This window comes from Rhizobium sp. SRDI943 (genome assembly GCF_057653695.1).
In genome coordinates this window covers 1,021,040-1,036,858 of sequence record NZ_CM172787.1, presented here as the reverse complement: position 1 = coordinate 1,036,858, position 15,819 = coordinate 1,021,040, and the positions used below count along the sequence as shown (strand labels likewise).

The window sequence follows — 15,819 nt, the reverse complement described above, 5'->3', positions numbered from 1 at the left end:
ACGGTCAGGCAGCTTTGTCGGCAGCCGCTTCAGTCTTTTCGACGATGCCCATGATGTCGGTCTCCTTCATGATCAGAAGGGTTTCGCCATCGATCGTGACCTCTGTCCCCGACCATTTTCCAAACAGAATGAGATCACCGATCTCGACATCGAGCGGGACCAGATTGCCGCTTTTGTCGCGAAGGCCCGGGCCGACTGCGACCACTTCGCCGTGCTGCGGCTTCTCCTTGGCGGTGTCTGGAATGATGATCCCGCCCTTGGATTTGACATCGCCTTCCGCACGTCGAATGACGACGCGGTCGTGAAGTGAACGGAATTTCATAGAGGTCTTTCTGCTGCCGGCGCGTAGGGCGGCTGCAACTCATAAATAGCACTCGTGGCACTCGATTGATAGGAGTGCTAAGAAATATTATTCGCCCATGAACTTTTTTGAGATATTCAGGAAATCAATCCGACCGGATATTTTGTATTGATCAGCAAATAAATAGAATTTTTTACGCCATCGCGCTCCATTTTATTTTCGTGAGCGAAGAGTTAATTTGGCGTTTTTCATAGATAAATCAGAATTTATCTTGATTTAAACTCAATCGAGGCGCAATGATAGGCTTCGTCGATTTGGCCGACTTGGCTTCGCGGTGTCAGAGACCTACGACCCGCCATCACCACTGAATTCTCGATAGCGATCCATGACGTCGTTCCGGCGTTGAGTTCGCCTGTTCCGATCCGGAATGAGCTTGGCGCTGACCGCGGATGTACCGGCAGCCTCGAGTTCGTCCGGTTCGGATCTCAACGATACAGGAAACGCATCGGTGTATTCCTGCGGAGGCCTCAGCCGTGACCAGTCGTACCACACAAACCGTCGTCCGCTTTTCATCCCCATTCCGTCTGCCCGGTTTCGACGGGGCGCAGCCAGCCGGAGAATACCGCGTCGACTATGACGAGGAATTGATCGACAGCTTTTCCAGGCTTGCCTGGCGACGGGTCGGCGCCTTCATCCACCTGCCGGCGATCGCTGCGCAGAGTTCGACGCAGCAGATGATGCCTATCCACCTGTCAGATCTCGAAACCGCGATCGAAAAGGACCACAAACCGTCATGACCGCTACGCGCATCCCGCAACGCAATGGACGCTCAATCCGGCGCGAGGCAGCAACGCATATCTTCAAGGTGGGGCAGACTGTCCGAGTGAAGGACGGGTTCTTGGTCGTTCCCTCCAAGCTTCCCGACACATACCGCATTACCGCCACACTGCCTCTGAGAGGAAATGTGCTGCAATACCGTATCCACAGTGACGATGAACGTCATGAGCGGGTCGCGACGGAAGATAGCCTGGAACTGGTAAACCTATCGCCCGCCGGCAGCGGCGCAACACTGATCGAGAGGACGTTTGGCCATGGCCACGGCCCGAATGACGAAAGGTTGACATCGTGAACAGTCATGAAGACGAAGCCGAACGCAGACGGAATGCCGTTGCCGTCGGCACATGGGAAAATAAATGTGGTGCGTCGGGCCGCTACTTGATGGAGGTCGAACATGACCGCCGGATCGAATCTGCCCGTTCGTGGACCGTCTATCGTGTCTCTGCAAGCGTTCCAGTGCACGCCGACCATGGCATGATCGGCAAGAGCCGTTCCGAGGCCGGTGAAGACATGATGTCCTTCAATCTTCTCAACATAGGATACCGGAAGGAATGGCTGAGGCTGTCGGACGCCGCCCGGAGCGGTCGCCAGACCCCGCCGGTTCAACCATGGCGCTAGCCTTTCTGAACCAAAGCCGCAGCTTCGATGCGGCGAGAAATGCAGTGCGCTTCATCGGCCATGACGGCATGTTCCAGGTGTTGTTTTTCGTCGAGGTTGGCGCGCTGGCGAAATCCGACGCCGCATTGCAAAGAACCGAGCCTTCGGAAACCGGGTGGCTTTCGTCGTTCGACGCCCTGCGCAACTCCATTCAGGATGTGGCGCACAAAGCCTATTCGTACCGCCGCCGCGCCTTCTATACTCTAACTGCGGCGGATTTCCGCTAGACGGATCCGGACGCGCGAGAACGCTCCATGTTGATCCGTTACGGCTATGAAATGACGCTGACCTGCTCGCAGCCGACCGCATTGGTCTGTCTGCTGTCGGTTCATGACGATCGCGCGGCCGACATCAGAATTCCGGAAACGGTCTTCACCACGCCCGATGTCCCCACTTCTTCCTATCGCGATCTCTTCGGCAACCGCTGTCTTCGGCTGGTTGCGCCAGCGGGCGACCTGACCATATGGGGCGATGCGACGATCGAAGACGACGGCAAACTGGACAGGTCGCTGCCAGGCGCCAGGGAAGTCCCGGTTTCGGAGTTGCCGGATGATTGCCTCGTCTACCTGATGGGCAGCCGCTATTGCGAGACGGATCGTCTCAGCCAGATTGCATGGGATATGTTCGGCACCGTCTCACCCGGCTGGGGCCGCGTTCAGGCGATCTGCGACTTCGTCCACGGCCATATCCAATTCGATTACATGCAGGCGCGATCGACGCGGACAGCCTTCGAGGCGTTCCACGAACGTGTCGGCGTCTGTCGCGACTTTGCGCATCTCGCGGTAGCGCTGTGCCGTTGCCTCAACATTCCTGCCCGATATATCAATGGCCATCTCGGCGACATCGGTATTCCGGTCGTCGATCCGATGGACTTCAGCGCCTGGATCGAGGTCTTCCTCGACGGTGCCTGGCATACATTCGATCCGCGCAACAACACGCCGCGGATCGGTCGTATCATCGTCGCACGCGGGCGCGACGCCGCCGACATCCCGCTCATCAATTCCTTCGGACCGCATGTGCTGAAAGCGTTTCGCGTTTGGACCTATGAGGTGACGAACGTGCAGCAGATGCAAAACGTCGCCGAGGAAGCTGTTTAGAACGAGACCTGAACGGATGCGGCAATGTCCAGCCGCAGGCTTTGCCGCAGGCGGCAGATGTCGCAGGACTGCCTGTCCCACACACTTTTGTCCGACATGCTTAGAACAACGGTTGAAAGATGTTGGCGTCGAGCCATCTTGGGTGTGGGCAGTCCTTCGGGGTTAGCGGAAGATAGGGAGTTGGCAGTCCATGTTCGATCACATTTCCATCGGCGTAAAAGACCTCGCAAGAGCCCGCCGTTTCTACGATGCGGCGCTGACGCCGCTCGGATATGAGCGCCTGTCCAACTCCGACTCCATGATCGGCTACGGCCCGGAAAGGGTCGGGCTCTGGGTGATGCAGGTCGAACAGCCCGTTGTTGCCGACATGCGATCCGGGCTGCATTTCTGCTTCGTCGCGCCTGATGAGGCCGCGGTCGATGCCTTTCACGCGGCGGCCGTTGCATCCGGCGGCACGGATAACGGCGAACCAGGTGTGCGGCCGGATTATGGGCAATTCTATTACGCCGCCTTCATCATCGACCCGGACGGCTATCGCCTCGAAGCTTATTTCCACAAAGGCGAGCTATAACGGACCGTCAGGCAGCGGCTCTCGGAATGGATACGCAGCAGCCGGAAGCTTCGAGCGCTTTATTGGCGACATCGATGAACAGGCGACGGAACCAGCGCGCCCGGCCGTCCGTCTGGTCGACTCGGCGATAAAGCATCGTCACGGGATCGGCCGGCAGCGAAAGCGGCGGCTCGCAAAGCATCAACCCATGCAATTGCGCCATGCAGCGACCGATCGATTCCGGCACGGTGGCAATGGCGGGCATCGCCTTCAGCACCATCGGCAGAGCGGAAAAGCGCGGGACGGTCGCCACTACCTGTCTCACATCGCCGGTGCGGTTTAGCGCCATGTCGATACCGGTCGAGGTGTTGCCTTCGAACGAGACGGTGACATGCGCGACATTGGCGAAATCCTTGAGGCTCAACGGCGCCTTCAGCCCGAGCTGAGCTTCATCGTAGATGCAGATCGAGACTTGGTCGAACAGCGGCGCGCGAATGTGCCAGGAGGCGGGCTCGTCGTGCATCGCGACGCTGAAATCGAAGACGCCTTCATCCAGCCGGCGTGCGGCATCGCGCTTTTCGGAAGCGATACCGATCAGCCGGGCGCCGGGTGAAAGCTGGAGGAGACGCGCGGCAAGCGGGCCGAAGAAGGCCGACTCGAGATTGTCGCACATGCCGATGCGGAACTCGCCCTGCCAGCTTGCCGGATCGAACTCGGCCTGCGGGCGGATGGCGCGCTCGATACCCGACAGCGCATCCTCGATCGCCGGGGCGATGGAAAGGGCGCGCGGCGTCGGTTGCAGGCCGCGCCCGACACGCACGAATAGTTCATCGTCCAGCGCCTCGCGCAGGCGCCGCAAAGCGGCCGACAGGCCTGGCTGACCGAGCAGCAGGCGCTCGGCGGCGCGACTGACATTGCGCTCCTGCATCAGCACCGAAAAGGCCAGCAGGAGATTGAGGTCGATCTTGCGAAGGGTGACATCATTCATCATCGTCAGTAATACCTGGCATGGCTACTATCAATTTGCAATAGGAATGGAAGCTGTACATTTTCTCGTTCCCTGCCGCCCGGCAACCTCCCCCGATGAGGCGGCAGCAAAGAAGGAACGATTTCGATGACTCTTTCCAAATCGCGAAGCGGAGCGGGGCTGGCATTGCTGCTGCTCTGCGCCGCCAATTTCCTCGACGCCATGGACGTCTCCACCATCGGCGTTGCGCTCCCCGCCATCCAGGCCGAACTCGGCATGGAGGCGACCTCGTTGCAATGGGCCGTCAGCGCCTATGTGCTCGGCTATGGCGGCTTCCTGCTGCTCGGCGGCCGGGTCGCCGATGTCTTCGGCCATCGCCGCGTCTTTCTCTGGTCGCTGGCGATCTTTGCCGCCGCCAGCATCGCCGGCGGCTTCGTCAACAGCGGCCCGACGCTGATCGCCGCCCGATTGGTCAAGGGCATTGCCGCCGCCTTCACCGCGCCCGCGGCGCTTGCGCTGCTGCTCTCCGTCTTCGGCGAGGGAACGGCACGGGCAAAGGCGCTCGGGGTCTTCTCCTCCACCGGCGCCGCCGGCTTCGTGCTCGGCATGGTGCTCGGTGGTGCTGCGACGATTATCAGCTGGCGGGCGACATTGGTCATGGGCGCGCCCGTCGCCATCCTGACGCTTTTTGTTGCGCCACTGGTGCTGCCCGCCGACCCGAAAAGGACGGGACCGCGGCCGGCCTTCGACTGGGCCGGCGCGCTGACGATCACCCCTGGGCTGCTGCTCTTCGTCTTCGGCATCACCAATGCTGCGGCCGCCGGCTGGCAGGCTTTTGCGACCTGGGGTTCGCTCGTCGCGTCGCTGGCGCTGATCCTGCTCTTCCTCGTGGTCGAAGCGCGCCATGCCGATCCAATGGTGCCGCTCGGCATGTTCCGGCGGGCCAAGCTCCGGCATGCCAATGCGATTGCCGCCCTCTTCCAGGGCGCCTATGTCGGCTTCCAGTTCCTGGCGACGCTCTATTATCAGAACGTCCTCGGCTGGTCGGCCTTCACCACCGGCTTCTGTTTTGCGCTTGGCGGTGTCTTCGTGATGTTCCTGGCGCCCCGCTTTGCGACGCTTGCGCAAAATCGCGGCGCCACCGGGCTGATGGCAGTGGGGGTCGGTCTGCAGGCCTTCAGCTACATCTTCTGGGTGACCGCATTTGGACATGTCGATCCGATCCTGCTCGTGCTGTTCTCGCAGATCCCGCTCGGCCTCGGTTACGCCCTGACCTACCCCTCGGTGCAGGTTGCGGCCCTTTCCGATGTGGAGGATGACAAGGCGGGACTCGCCTCCGGACTGCTCTTTGCCTCATTCCAGATCGGCGGCGGCATCGTGCTTGCGGCCGCCTCGGCAGTCTTCGGCGCCGCACCGCATTTCGGCTGGAACCCCTATGTCGCCGGCATCGCCTTCGTGGCGCTGCTTGCGGTGGCGATTACCCTGCTTGCCGCTGCCGGTCCGCGGACATCGGCCGCCCGGAGACCCAGCTATCAGGCGGCGGAATAACCGTCATCGGCCCGCACCCTGACCGGTGCGGGCTGCTCATGAACCGGAGCGATATCTGCAGCAAGAATCCCGTTGCGTTGCCTGGGTGAAAGGCGCATGGTCGCAACTTCGGCAGCCAGTGTACGGGCGCTGCCGACTGAGGGTTTTTATACCCTTGCCCCGATGAAAGGAGGACCGATGTCTTCCACTTTCGAAAAGTCGCATCTGACTTCGTCCGATCTCGACATGCTGCAAGGCGTGCTCGACGACGCCGGCTACGACGCCAAAATCCTGATCGGCAACGAACGTGTCTTCAACGTCGCGGCCATACTGTTGATCAGGCTGTTCGAAGAGGGCGTCACCTCGCCGGCCATGCTCTCACAAGCGCTCGAACACCATTTCGGCAAGCTGAAGACGCCGCCGAAACCGGTAACCCCCGTCTTTAACCGATATGCGATACAGGGATTGCCCCGCGAAAGACGCGCTGCTGGCTAGAGCATAACGCGAAAAGTGTGAGCGGTTTTCGGACGACCTCATGCTCTCACTGAATGTTCTAAAGCGCGTCGCGATCTTTCAGATTCACTCCTCGCGCTTTAGGTCTTTGTTTTACGCATGCCGTTGGCGCAAAACCGCTTCACACTTTTGCGCGACATGCTTTAGCGGCAAGCGAGCCGCCCGGCTCCGAAGGAATATTGTGCGAAAAACCCTCTTGCTTTGTATCTGCGTCGCAGCGGCCGGTTATTTCGGATGGGTGCAATTCGGGGCTTACCAACAACGGCAACAGGCTAGAGATCTTGCCGACATCGACAGGGAGCGCCGGGTGGCGCTCCTGGAAGTCGATGGCTGCCAGGCGAAAGTGGATATGCTTCTGTCGATGACAGACCGCCTGCTCAAGGCCGGCGGCATGCTGGTGCCGCTCGATATCGGACGGGACATAGAACTCTGTTTGGACCGCGGCATCATGTCGACATCAGGCCGAGCGGAGATGGAAAGAACGAAGTTGATCCGCCTGTTTTCCGTGAATGACTAAGGCGTTCGCAAGATTCGTTGCTCGCGCATCAGGTCCTGTTTTTACGTGTGTCGCTATCGCAAAATCGCTGCGCAGTTTTGCGCGGCGCGCTTTATGCCCTGTGGAAATATGGCTTTCCTGCGGCGGCGGCCTTAATGGCACCTCAATTTTAGTCTATAAGGGAAGCTCGCTGATTTGGCCGATGCGGCGTTAGCGGTGACCGGGTTTCCGGCCCCGCCATTTTCCCGATCGCGAAAGCATGGTGACGTCTCGTCTCAACGTCGGGTTTGGCTTTCGGTGACCTCTCCGGTCATCCGCCTCCAGACAGCGATGCGGTTTCAGCAGGCATCATTTTCATTCCATCCCTGCGGCCCGGTGTTGTCGGGTTGCCCCTCATGACGATCCCGCGATCTCCGATCGCGACCGACAAACGGGGCTAATACCACGCAGGCTGCGGCTTTCAATTTCGATCTAAAGGGAGATTTTATCGATGGCAAAAGGACAGGTAAGAAGCAATCGCGAGGTCCGGAAGCCGAAGAAGGACAAGCAGGCAGCGAAGGTGGAAAGCACATTCGCCAATCAGATGAAGACGGCGACCAAAACCGCCCCGCAGGGCAGTGCTCCAAAGAAATAGAACCTCTTATCGAGCCGCCGCTCTCGCCCTCGCTGCGCCTAACAGCGCAAGTGATAACGCGTCCTGGCGGACGCGCCGGCGTGACATCATCACCTATTGACATGTCTTCAGAAAAACAGGAATTGCTGCAACCATGACCACACTTCTTACAATGTACCACTTCGACTATCCGCTCTTCCTCATCCGCTCGGCCGTAGTGATTGCACTCGGCCTTTCGGCCGTCGCGGCCTTTCACGGCGTCACTCTGTGATCGAATCTGCGCGCCGCAGCGAGTGCGAGGAAATCCAAGTGGCCCCTTTGGGCGAGCCCGACGAAAACCCGGAGCGATCCCGGGGGAATGCCGAGCTTTTCGCTGAAAAGCGCTGGTTGAAGATCCTTGCCGGATATCGCCAGCCACGAGCCGGACGCAGCGCTTTCGAGCTTGTCGTCACCGTCGTCCCCTTCGCGCTGTTCTGGGCTGCCGCCTGGGCAGCGGTTCACTACAGCTTCTGGCCCGGCCTGATCCTCGTCCTTCCCGCCGCCGCCTTCCTGCTCCGGCTGTTCATGATCCAGCATGATTGCGGCCACGGCTCGTTTTTCGCCCGTCGCCGCGTCGACGACTGGGTTGGACGCACGATCGGCATCCTGACGCTGACGCCCTACGACTATTGGCGCCGGGCGCATGCGGAGCACCACGCCTCGGCCGGAAACCTTGACGAACGCGGCGTTGGCGACATCGAAACGCTGACGATCGCCGAATATAACGCGCTGTCGCGCTGGGGCCGGCTCGGCTACCGGCTCTACCGGCACCCGATCGTGATGTTCGGGATCGGACCGGCATGGCTGTTCCTCTTCAAGCAGCGCCTGCCTTTCGGCATGATGCGCTCCGGCGCCCTGCCCTGGGTCTCGACCATGGCAACCAATCTTGCCATCGCAGTGGTCGCCGCGCTGCTGATCTGGGCGGTCGGGATCGTCCCCTTTTTACTGGTGCATCTTCCGACCGTGCTTCTGGCAGGCGCTGCCGGCGTCTGGTTGTTCTACGTCCAGCATCAATTCGAGGAAACACATTGGTCGAAGGAGCCGGACTGGCAGTTCCAGCATGCGGCCCTCCACGGTGCCTCGCATTACGACCTGCCGCCAGTGCTACGGTGGATCACCGGCAATATCGGCATCCACCACGTGCATCATCTGTCGAGCCGGGTGCCTTACTACCGGCTGCCGGAGGTGCTGCGAGATCATCCTGAGCTTGCCGATCTGGGCCGCATCACGCTCATGGAAAGCCTGCGTTGCGTCAAGCTGGTGCTGTGGGACGAACAGACGAAGCGACTGGTCTCGTTTCGCGAGGCGGCGCGGCTTGCCGCAGCATGATAACGGGGCGTTAGAGCGGTTTAGCTTTCACGGAAGCGCAGAGCCGCTCTAACCTTTTGCCTGCATCCAATTCCAGGGAAAGCCGTTTCCCTGGAATTGTTTAGCGATAACCCGTCACGTCAGCCGGTCTGCCCGGCTCCTGCACTTCCACCATGTAGCGCCAGCAATCCGGCCGCGAACCGTCGATATCGTCGAAGCCGTAGGTCTTGGCCACTCCGCCGCTCGACAGCGACTGGCCGTTCCAGCGGGCGCGGTCGGGATCGGCGGCGATGGCCGCAACGGCGCGGCCGACGAAATGCGGCGTTTCGGAAATGGCGAAATGCGGCTGCACTTTCGTCGCCTCGCGCCAGTTCTCCTCGCGAACACCATAAGCATCCAGCATCATTTCGGAGCGCAGCCAGCCGGGCGTGATCGAAACGGCGGTGGCGCCGTGTTTCGCCAAATCTTGCGCATGCGCCCAGGCCATGCGGGTGACGCCCGTTTTGACGAGGTCGTAAAAGGGCGACAGCCGGTAATGGGTGGCATTGTATTCGGCTGTGCCGTCGGTCATCTCCACCAGCAGCCCGCCGGGCCGCTCGATCATCAGCGGCAAGGCGTAGTGGGCGGTAATCAGATGCGTCTCGATGCCGAGCTGCAGCATGCGCAGGCCCTTGTCCAGCGAATGCTCCCAGACGGCCTTGTCCCATTCGAATAGCTTCTCGCAGCCCCAGATGTCGTTGACGAGAATATCCAGCCGACCGGCTTCGCTGCGGATGCGGGCGACCAGCGCCTCGACCTGTTGTTTGATGAGATGGTCCACCTGCACGGCGATACCCTTACCGCCTGCGGCGGTTACCAGTTCGGCCGTCTCTTCGATCGTCTCCGGCCTGGCATATTCGGATTGCTTGGCGCGCGTCGTGCGCCCAGTCACGTAGACGGTGGCGCCGGCGGCGCCGAGCTCCACCGCGATGCCGCGGCCGGCGCCGCGCGTGGCACCCGCCACCAAGGCAACTTTCTCCCGCAAGTTTGCTGTCACTTCTCCATCCTCCACGCCAATGCAAAGTGTTACAGCGTCCTTTGCGCCTCTAAAGAGGCGCGGCGCTGTAGAACGCCTTATGCCGTAATGGAAGCGCCAGGAATTGGCCGGCGCTCCTTGTTTATAAACGAATGATCGTTTATATATAATGTGAATGCAAGAGGAATTTCATGCCGCGTCGCCGCACACTGTCCGACGAACAGCTTCTCGCCATGGTGCTGGCGCTGATCCATGCCGAGGGGCCGGAGGCGGCGACCTTTGCGGCGGTGGCGAAAACGAGCGGTCTTTCCGGCTCGACGCTGGTACAGCGCTTCGCCACGAAAGCGGCGATGCTGCGCGCCGCGCTGCTTTATGCCTGGGACAGGCTTGATGCGGAAACGGCGCGGCTTGCCGAGGTCGTGCCGAAAACGCAAGAAGGCGCCGTCGCGCTGCTCGTCGGCCTGTCGCAGGATTACGGCGATAATGCCGCCGCCTATGGCGAGGGACTGCTGGTGCTTCGCGAGGATTTTCGCGATCCGGTGCTGCGTGCCCGGGGTGCGGCCTGGGGAGCGGCACTGACGGCGGCAATCGCGCGATGTTTCGGCTCGGCGAAGGCGCCGGAGACGATCGCCCGGCTGATGCTGTCGCAATGGCAGGGTTCGCTCATCTGGTGGGGTTTTGGCGCCGAAGGGCCGGTGGCTGCCTATGTCCAGACGGAGTTGCGGCATTTCCTCGCCGCGGTACCTGTCCATTCAGGTTAAGAGGCCGTGAAGATCATCGCCTTGATAAAATAAAGCAAGGCGGCAGTCGCGACGATGGTCGCCAATGTGAGCAGCAGTCCGATCAGGGTGACGAGACCATCCCGCTCCATCAGGGCGACGGCGAGCACCACCAGCGAGAACACCGGCAGAATATTGCCGAAGGGGATCGGCAGCGCGATCACCACGGCGAGCAGGAAGACAGGAATGCCGAGCAGCGCCTGCACCGTCGGGCCGGTGAGGGCCTGCAGCCGGCCGGCGCGCACGACCTTCTCCACCCGGGCGATCACCGGGACCGCGTGACCCACGACGAGATCGAGCGCCGCCGATGAAACCCGGCGATCCCTGACGATGGCGGGCAGCCAGACCTTCCGGCCGCCCGCAACGATCTGGAGGGAGACCAGCGCCAGCGCGGTACCGAAAACCATTCCGAATGGCCCGGGAATCGGGGTCAGTGCCGGGATTGCCAGGAACAGGATGGTGAAGGCGATGCTGGTCGAGCCCATCGCCTCCAGAGCCTCACCGATGGAGAGGCCGCCCTTCGCCCGGGCGAGTTCCAGCATCTCCCGGAGCCGCGCGGGCCACACCGCGCGGCGGCCGTCTATTTCCGGCTTGATCAGACATTACGCAGTCCATTTTCAGCTGGTCGCCGTCACGCACCCGCGCCGGCTCCCTTCAGGGCGCCGACCAGGGCTGCGCATTGCGGGTCGCTGCCGTCGAGAAGTTCGGCCGGCGCGGTATGACCGATCGCTATGCTGACGACTGTGGCCGCCGCCCAGCCGTAGTCGCCGGCGGCGCGCTCTATGAGCTTCGGCCCCTGGGATGTCAGGCAGGCCTGGGACTGGCGGACGATCTCCACGGGAAGCCGGGCGCGCTCAGCCTGTTGCTGGATCTCAGCCTGCAACGGATCGACGACGAGCAGGGCAAAAATCCAACCGATGAAATTCGAAATCATATCTGTTTCCTTCTTTGTTGACGTATTCCCTGTGCAGAGCCCGCTCAGGCGGGCTGCTGCGGATCCCGCGTCTTGAGGAGGCTCCAGACCACGCCGGCTGCGATGATCGCGAAGGTGATGCTGAGCGAGAGCGCGGCCGGGAATTTTTCAAGGCCCAGCAGGTCGGCGAGGAAGATCTTCGAGCCGATGAAGATCAGCACGATGGCAAGCGCCGGCTTGAGGTAACGGAAGCGATGAATCATCGCAGCAAGCGCGAAGTAAAGGGCGCGAAGGCCGAGGATCGCGAAGATGTTCGAGGTGTAGACGATGAACGGATCGGTGGTGATTGCGAAGATCGCGGGGACCGAATCCACGGCGAAGATAACGTCGGCCACCTCGACCATCACCAGCGCCATGAAGAGCGGCGTGATGAACCAAGTCATCCTCCCCGTCCTGGGATTTGCCTTTCTGACGAAGAACCGTTCGCCGTGATGTTCCTCGGTGACGTTGAAGCGGCTGCGCATGAAGCGCACGAGGATGTTCTTCGAGACATCAGGCTCTGCCTCCTTGATGACCAGCATCTTGATGCCGGTGACGATCAGGAACGCGGCGAAGATATAGAGAAGCCAGGCGAATTCGGCGACCAGCGTCGCGCCGACGCCGATCATGATGGCGCGCAGCACGATGACGCCGAGAATGCCCCAGAAGAGCACCCGGTGCTGGTAGATGCGCGGCACGGCAAAGAACGAGAAGATCAGGGCGATGACGAAGACGTTGTCGAGGGCCAGCGTCTTTTCGACGACGAAGCCCGTCATATAGGCAAGACCGGCCTCGGAGCCGAGGTACCACCATACAAAACCACCGAAGGTAAGGCCGAGCGCGATATAGAGAGCGGAAAGCCTGACGCTTTCGCCGACGCCGATCTCCTTGTTCTGCTTATGAAGAATACCGAGGTCGAACGACAGAATGGCGATGACGAGGGCGAAAAAGCTCGACCACATCCAGAGCGGTGTTCCCAGCCACTCGACGAACAAAAATGAGAGATTCAAGGATAGTCCCCTGTCGGCACTGGTTGTCGGAGAAGAGGTCCGACATCGCAAGAGTGCCGAAGCTCTCGCCAGAGGGGCCCGGACCAGCGGGTTGCACCGCAAGTAGGGTCTCACTTTTCAATAATCAAGCAGCGGCCAGTGCCAATTTTACGCATCGCGCCGGAGGTAAGGCGTGCGCTGTGCGAATGCGTCATTCGCCCCGCAAGAAAAGCCTTCGCCAGCCGTCTCAGGCGTCCTCGTCGTCCTTCTCCTCGCCCACGGTCAGCGGCCAGTCGACGACGTAGTCCTCGAGATCGTCGAGATCGATCTCATTTTCGTTGATCGCGCGGCCTCGCGCGGAAATGCCGGCGGCATGGACGGTCTCCGGATCGCCGGAGACGAGCGGGTGCCACCAGTAGAGGTCGCGGCCTTCATTGACCAGCCGGTAGCCGCAGGTGGGCGGCAGCCAGGCGATATCGGGCACGTTCTCCTTGGTCAGCTGCACGCAGTCCGGCACGAAATCCCAGCGGTTCTCATAGCTGGAGCAGCGACAGCTTTCGCCGTCTAACAGCTTGCAGCTGACCGAGGTGAAATAGATATCGCCGCTATCCCATTCCTCGATCTTGTTGAGGCAACAGAGGCCGCAGCCGTCGCAGAGGCTTTCCCACTCGGCGACGGTCATTTCGGCAAGCGTCTTGCTCTTCCAGAAGGGCAGATCGTTCATCGTCGTTTCATGCAACAGCGACCCGCAAATTCGCGTGACCCTTATGCATCTCTCTTGTTATCGGCCGCAAAATCAATCAATCCTTCAGTATACTCCTGGTACTCGGAGAATTCTCTCCTGGTATCGGAGAGATTTGCGGCCATATGCGGGCCTCGCGCTTTTGTCGGATATGACCGAAGCGAGATCAGGCGGGAATACAGGACGTGCAGGATCCGGACAACCCAGGAAATGGGCCAGGAAATGGGCCAGAAAACGGGCCAGAAAAAAGGCCCGGAAAAGCGGCGAGCGAGGCAGCGGAAAAGCGGCCGGCGAAGAGCCGTCACATTCTACTGCGCATCGACTCCTGGATCGATTCGACCGTCTGGAACGCCGGCTTCCGCGCTGCCGAGATCTGGGAAGACATTACCATTTTCTTCCGCCGCTTCCGCGTACGCGGCTGGAAGCGCATGGTCTTCGAACTTGCCGGCGAAGGGCTGACGCTCGGGGCGGCCGGCTCGGTGCTGATGCTGCTGCTTGCCCAGCCCGCCTTCGAGGCAACCAAGGAAGACTGGCGCAACCGCGGCGATTTCGCCGTCACCTTCACTGACCGCTACGGCAACGTCATCGGCCATCGCGGCGTCATCCACCAGAATTCCGTACCGATCGACGAGCTGCCGGATTCGCTGATCAAATCGGTGATCGCCACCGAGGACCGGCGCTTCTTCGACCATTTCGGCATCGACTTCATCGGCCTCTTCCGCGCCATGAGCGAGAATGCACGCGCCGGCGAAGTCGTCCAAGGCGGCTCGACACTGACGCAGCAGCTCGCCAAGAACCTGTTCCTGTCGAACGAACGCTCGATCGACCGCAAGGTCACCGAGGCGTTCCTGGCACTGTGGCTCGAGGCGAACCTTTCCAAGAAGGAAATCCTCTCCACCTATCTCGACCGCGCCTATATGGGCGGCGGTACTTTTGGCGCGGCGGCGGCGGCGCAGTTCTATTTCGGCAAGAACATCACCGATGTGAACCTTGCCGAATCCGCCATGCTTGCCGGCCTGTTCAAGGCGCCGGCGAAATACGCGCCGCATGTCAACCTGCCGGCGGCGCGTGCCCGCGCCAACGAAGTGCTGACCAATCTGGTCCAAAGCGGGTTGATGACCGAGGGCCAGGTGATCGCCGCCAGGCGCAATCCGGCCACCGTCGTCGACCGCAACGAGGTGGAATCGCCCGATTTCTTCCTCGATTGGGCTTTCGACGAGGTCCAGCGGCTTTCGTCGCGCTTCCACCAGCATTCGCTGATCGTGCGCACGACCATCGACATGGGCATCCAGCAGGCGGCGGAGGATTCGGTCGAGACGTCGCTGCGCGAATATGGCGAGGCCTATCACGCCAAGCAGGGCGCGATGGTGATGATCGAAAACGGTGGCGCCGTGCGCGCCATGGTCGGCGGCCGGGATTATGGCGAGAGCCAGTTCAACCGCGCCACCAGGGCGCTACGCCAGCCGGGCTCCTCCTTCAAGGTCTACACTTATTCGGTGGCGATGGAGAGCGGGATGACGCCGCAGACGACGATCGTCGACGCGCCGATCTCCTGGGGCAATTGGAGCCCGCATAATTATGCGAACCGCTATGCCGGCCGCATCACGCTCGAGACCGCGATCGCCCAGTCGATCAACACCGTGCCGGTGCGGCTCGCCAAGGAAAAGCTCGGCATTCAGCCGATCCGGGCAATGGCGAAGAACCTCGGCGTCGAAACGCCGATCCGCGACGACGTCACCATCCCGATCGGCACCTCCGAGGTGACGGTGCTCGACCAGGCGACGGCCTACGCCACCTTCCCGGCCGGCGGCTACCAGTCGCGTCGCCACGGCATCACCCAGATCCTCGATTACGATGGTGACGTGCTCTACGATTTCGACCGCGACGAGCCGGCGCCGAAACGCGTGCTCTCCGAAAAGGCCGATGCCTATATGAACCAGATGTTATCGCGCGTTCCCTATGTGGGCACGGCGCGCAAGGCAGCCCTCGACAACGGCATCGTGACAGCCGGCAAGACCGGTACGACCCAGGCCTATCGCGACGCCTGGTTCGTCGGCTTCACCGGCAATTACACCTGCGCCGTCTGGTTCGGCAATGACGACTATACCTCGACCAACGAGATGACCGGCGGCTCGCTGCCGGCGATGACCTTCAAGCGCGCCATGGACTACGCCCATCAAGGTGTCACGCTGCGGGCCATCCCCGGCATCGAAAACCCCCTGCCCTCGGAAAAGGATCTCGCCAAGACCGCCGCCGCCAAGCCGCAGGACGGATTGCCGCAGCTTATCCGGCCGCGCATGCTCTCGGTTCAATCGACTGACATCCTCAAGAAGCTCGGCGAGAAGCTGAAGGATGCCGCCCCGCTCGCGCCGGCGAAGGTGGCGAGCGCGGAGTAGCGCCCAGGGGATTGCCGGACTGCCCCTCATCCGGCTGCCGC

At 61.3% G+C, this 15,819-nt stretch carries 19 protein-coding genes and 1 pseudogene; 13 read left to right on the top strand and 7 right to left on the bottom strand.

The genetic code is table 11. The annotated features are described in order from the left end of the window. Positions 1–4: 4 nt before the first annotated feature. Entirely contained in the window at positions 5–322 is a 318-nt protein-coding gene (locus AC245Y_RS05300; protein ID WP_017993433.1) for a co-chaperone GroES, read from the bottom strand. A 512-nt stretch (positions 323–834) separates the two neighbouring features. On the opposite strand from AC245Y_RS05300, the gene AC245Y_RS05295 reads away from it, so the two are divergent. The 6 genes from AC245Y_RS05295 to AC245Y_RS05270 all read left to right on the top strand — a co-directional run bounded on the left by AC245Y_RS05295 (position 835) and on the right by AC245Y_RS05270 (position 3,463). Next, a complete protein-coding gene (locus tag AC245Y_RS05295; protein ID WP_017993432.1) occupies positions 835–1,098 on the top strand; it encodes a hypothetical protein in 264 nt (87 codons plus the stop codon). Next, positions 1,095–1,430 (top strand): hypothetical protein, encoded by a 336-nt coding sequence (locus tag AC245Y_RS05290; protein ID WP_012756687.1) that lies wholly within the window; start codon positions 1,095–1,097, stop codon positions 1,428–1,430. The genes AC245Y_RS05295 and AC245Y_RS05290 overlap by 4 nt, the downstream gene beginning before the upstream one ends. Continuing rightward, positions 1,427–1,756, top strand: a complete 330-nt coding sequence (locus tag AC245Y_RS05285) for a hypothetical protein (protein WP_012756686.1) — start codon at positions 1,427–1,429, stop codon at positions 1,754–1,756. Before AC245Y_RS05290 ends, AC245Y_RS05285 begins: the two co-directional genes overlap by 4 nt. Continuing rightward, positions 1,747–2,022 carry a DUF1488 family protein gene (locus AC245Y_RS05280; protein ID WP_012756685.1) on the top strand — a complete coding sequence of 92 codons (276 nt, stop codon included), beginning with the start codon at positions 1,747–1,749 and terminating at the stop codon, positions 2,020–2,022. The genes AC245Y_RS05285 and AC245Y_RS05280 overlap by 10 nt, the downstream gene beginning before the upstream one ends. 27 nt (positions 2,023–2,049) lie before the next feature. Further along, positions 2,050–2,892 (top strand): transglutaminase-like domain-containing protein, encoded by an 843-nt coding sequence (locus AC245Y_RS05275; RefSeq protein WP_017993431.1) that lies wholly within the window; start codon positions 2,050–2,052, stop codon positions 2,890–2,892. Between the two features lie 190 nt (positions 2,893–3,082). Further along, positions 3,083–3,463 carry a VOC family protein gene (locus AC245Y_RS05270; RefSeq protein WP_012756683.1) on the top strand — a complete coding sequence of 127 codons (381 nt, stop codon included), beginning with the start codon at positions 3,083–3,085 and terminating at the stop codon, positions 3,461–3,463. Positions 3,464–3,470: 7 nt separating this feature from the next. On the opposite strand, the gene AC245Y_RS05265 is transcribed toward AC245Y_RS05270, so the two are convergent. Next, positions 3,471–4,433 (bottom strand): LysR family transcriptional regulator, encoded by a 963-nt coding sequence (locus AC245Y_RS05265; RefSeq protein ID WP_017993430.1) that lies wholly within the window; start codon positions 4,431–4,433, stop codon positions 3,471–3,473. Positions 4,434–4,556: 123 nt separating this feature from the next. Here AC245Y_RS05265 and AC245Y_RS05260 point away from each other — a divergent pair, with 123 nt between their 5' ends. From AC245Y_RS05260 to AC245Y_RS05240, 5 genes are all read left to right on the top strand, one after another. Continuing rightward, the gene (locus tag AC245Y_RS05260) at positions 4,557–5,957 is read left to right on the top strand and encodes an MFS transporter (RefSeq protein WP_017993429.1); all 1,401 of its coding nucleotides are present in this window, start codon (positions 4,557–4,559) and stop codon (positions 5,955–5,957) included. A 96-nt stretch (positions 5,958–6,053) separates the two neighbouring features. Then, complete coding sequence (locus AC245Y_RS05255; RefSeq protein WP_017993428.1) at positions 6,054–6,431, top strand: hypothetical protein; 378 nt, start codon at positions 6,054–6,056, stop codon at positions 6,429–6,431. A gap of 199 nt (positions 6,432–6,630) precedes the next feature. Beyond that, a complete protein-coding gene (locus tag AC245Y_RS05250) occupies positions 6,631–6,966 on the top strand; it encodes a hypothetical protein (protein WP_012756679.1) in 336 nt (111 codons plus the stop codon). Between the two features lie 469 nt (positions 6,967–7,435). Beyond that, positions 7,436–7,579 (top strand): hypothetical protein, encoded by a 144-nt coding sequence (locus AC245Y_RS05245; RefSeq protein ID WP_003546677.1) that lies wholly within the window; start codon positions 7,436–7,438, stop codon positions 7,577–7,579. 297 nt (positions 7,580–7,876) lie between these two features. Then, positions 7,877–8,926, top strand: a complete 1,050-nt coding sequence (locus AC245Y_RS05240; RefSeq protein WP_017993425.1) for a fatty acid desaturase — start codon at positions 7,877–7,879, stop codon at positions 8,924–8,926. A gap of 100 nt (positions 8,927–9,026) precedes the next feature. Here the strand turns inward: AC245Y_RS05240 and AC245Y_RS05235 are convergent, their stop codons facing one another. Beyond that, on the bottom strand, positions 9,027–9,941 hold the full coding sequence (locus AC245Y_RS05235) for an SDR family oxidoreductase (RefSeq protein WP_017993424.1): 915 nt from the start codon (positions 9,939–9,941) through the stop codon (positions 9,027–9,029). A gap of 170 nt (positions 9,942–10,111) precedes the next feature. Here AC245Y_RS05235 and AC245Y_RS05230 point away from each other — a divergent pair, with 170 nt between their 5' ends. Further along, positions 10,112–10,681 (top strand): TetR/AcrR family transcriptional regulator, encoded by a 570-nt coding sequence (locus AC245Y_RS05230; RefSeq protein ID WP_012756675.1) that lies wholly within the window; start codon positions 10,112–10,114, stop codon positions 10,679–10,681. Here the strand turns inward: AC245Y_RS05230 and AC245Y_RS05225 are convergent. The 4 genes and pseudogenes from AC245Y_RS05225 to AC245Y_RS05210 form a co-directional block, all read right to left on the bottom strand. Next, positions 10,678–11,302: pseudogene (locus tag AC245Y_RS05225) on the bottom strand (exopolysaccharide biosynthesis protein). The gene AC245Y_RS05230 and the pseudogene AC245Y_RS05225 sit on opposite strands and share 4 nt — an antisense overlap. A 28-nt stretch (positions 11,303–11,330) precedes the next feature. After that, on the bottom strand, positions 11,331–11,633 hold the full coding sequence (locus tag AC245Y_RS05220) for a hypothetical protein (protein WP_012756673.1): 303 nt from the start codon (positions 11,631–11,633) through the stop codon (positions 11,331–11,333). A 44-nt stretch (positions 11,634–11,677) separates the two neighbouring features. Next, positions 11,678–12,661 (bottom strand): TerC family protein, encoded by a 984-nt coding sequence (locus tag AC245Y_RS05215; RefSeq protein WP_012756672.1) that lies wholly within the window; start codon positions 12,659–12,661, stop codon positions 11,678–11,680. A 226-nt stretch (positions 12,662–12,887) separates the two neighbouring features. Continuing rightward, a complete protein-coding gene (locus AC245Y_RS05210; RefSeq protein ID WP_012756671.1) occupies positions 12,888–13,364 on the bottom strand; it encodes a YcgN family cysteine cluster protein in 477 nt (158 codons plus the stop codon). A 203-nt stretch (positions 13,365–13,567) separates the two neighbouring features. On the opposite strand from AC245Y_RS05210, the gene AC245Y_RS05205 reads away from it, so the two are divergent. Then, complete coding sequence (locus tag AC245Y_RS05205) at positions 13,568–15,778, top strand: transglycosylase domain-containing protein (RefSeq protein WP_017993423.1); 2,211 nt, start codon at positions 13,568–13,570, stop codon at positions 15,776–15,778. Positions 15,779–15,819 lie beyond the last annotated feature (41 nt).

Bases quoted from the DNA above. Each gene is read 5' to 3' on its own strand.
- AC245Y_RS05300 (WP_017993433.1), bottom strand. From the start codon at position 322: ATGAAATTCCGTTCACTTCACGACCGCGTCGTCATTCGACGTGCGGAA.
- AC245Y_RS05290 (WP_012756687.1), top strand. From the start codon at position 1,095: ATGACCGCTACGCGCATCCCGCAACGCAATGGACGCTCAATCCGGCGC.
- AC245Y_RS05280 (WP_012756685.1), top strand. From the start codon at position 1,747: ATGGCGCTAGCCTTTCTGAACCAAAGCCGCAGCTTCGATGCGGCGAGA.
- AC245Y_RS05275 (WP_017993431.1), top strand. From the start codon at position 2,050: ATGTTGATCCGTTACGGCTATGAAATGACGCTGACCTGCTCGCAGCCG.
- AC245Y_RS05270 (WP_012756683.1), top strand. From the start codon at position 3,083: ATGTTCGATCACATTTCCATCGGCGTAAAAGACCTCGCAAGAGCCCGC.
- AC245Y_RS05265 (WP_017993430.1), bottom strand. From the start codon at position 4,433: ATGATGAATGATGTCACCCTTCGCAAGATCGACCTCAATCTCCTGCTG.
- AC245Y_RS05260 (WP_017993429.1), top strand. From the start codon at position 4,557: ATGACTCTTTCCAAATCGCGAAGCGGAGCGGGGCTGGCATTGCTGCTG.
- AC245Y_RS05255 (WP_017993428.1), top strand. From the start codon at position 6,054: ATGGTCGCAACTTCGGCAGCCAGTGTACGGGCGCTGCCGACTGAGGGT.
- AC245Y_RS05245 (WP_003546677.1), top strand. From the start codon at position 7,436: ATGGCAAAAGGACAGGTAAGAAGCAATCGCGAGGTCCGGAAGCCGAAG.
- AC245Y_RS05230 (WP_012756675.1), top strand. From the start codon at position 10,112: ATGCCGCGTCGCCGCACACTGTCCGACGAACAGCTTCTCGCCATGGTG.
- AC245Y_RS05220 (WP_012756673.1), bottom strand. From the start codon at position 11,633: ATGATTTCGAATTTCATCGGTTGGATTTTTGCCCTGCTCGTCGTCGAT.
- AC245Y_RS05210 (WP_012756671.1), bottom strand. From the start codon at position 13,364: ATGAACGATCTGCCCTTCTGGAAGAGCAAGACGCTTGCCGAAATGACC.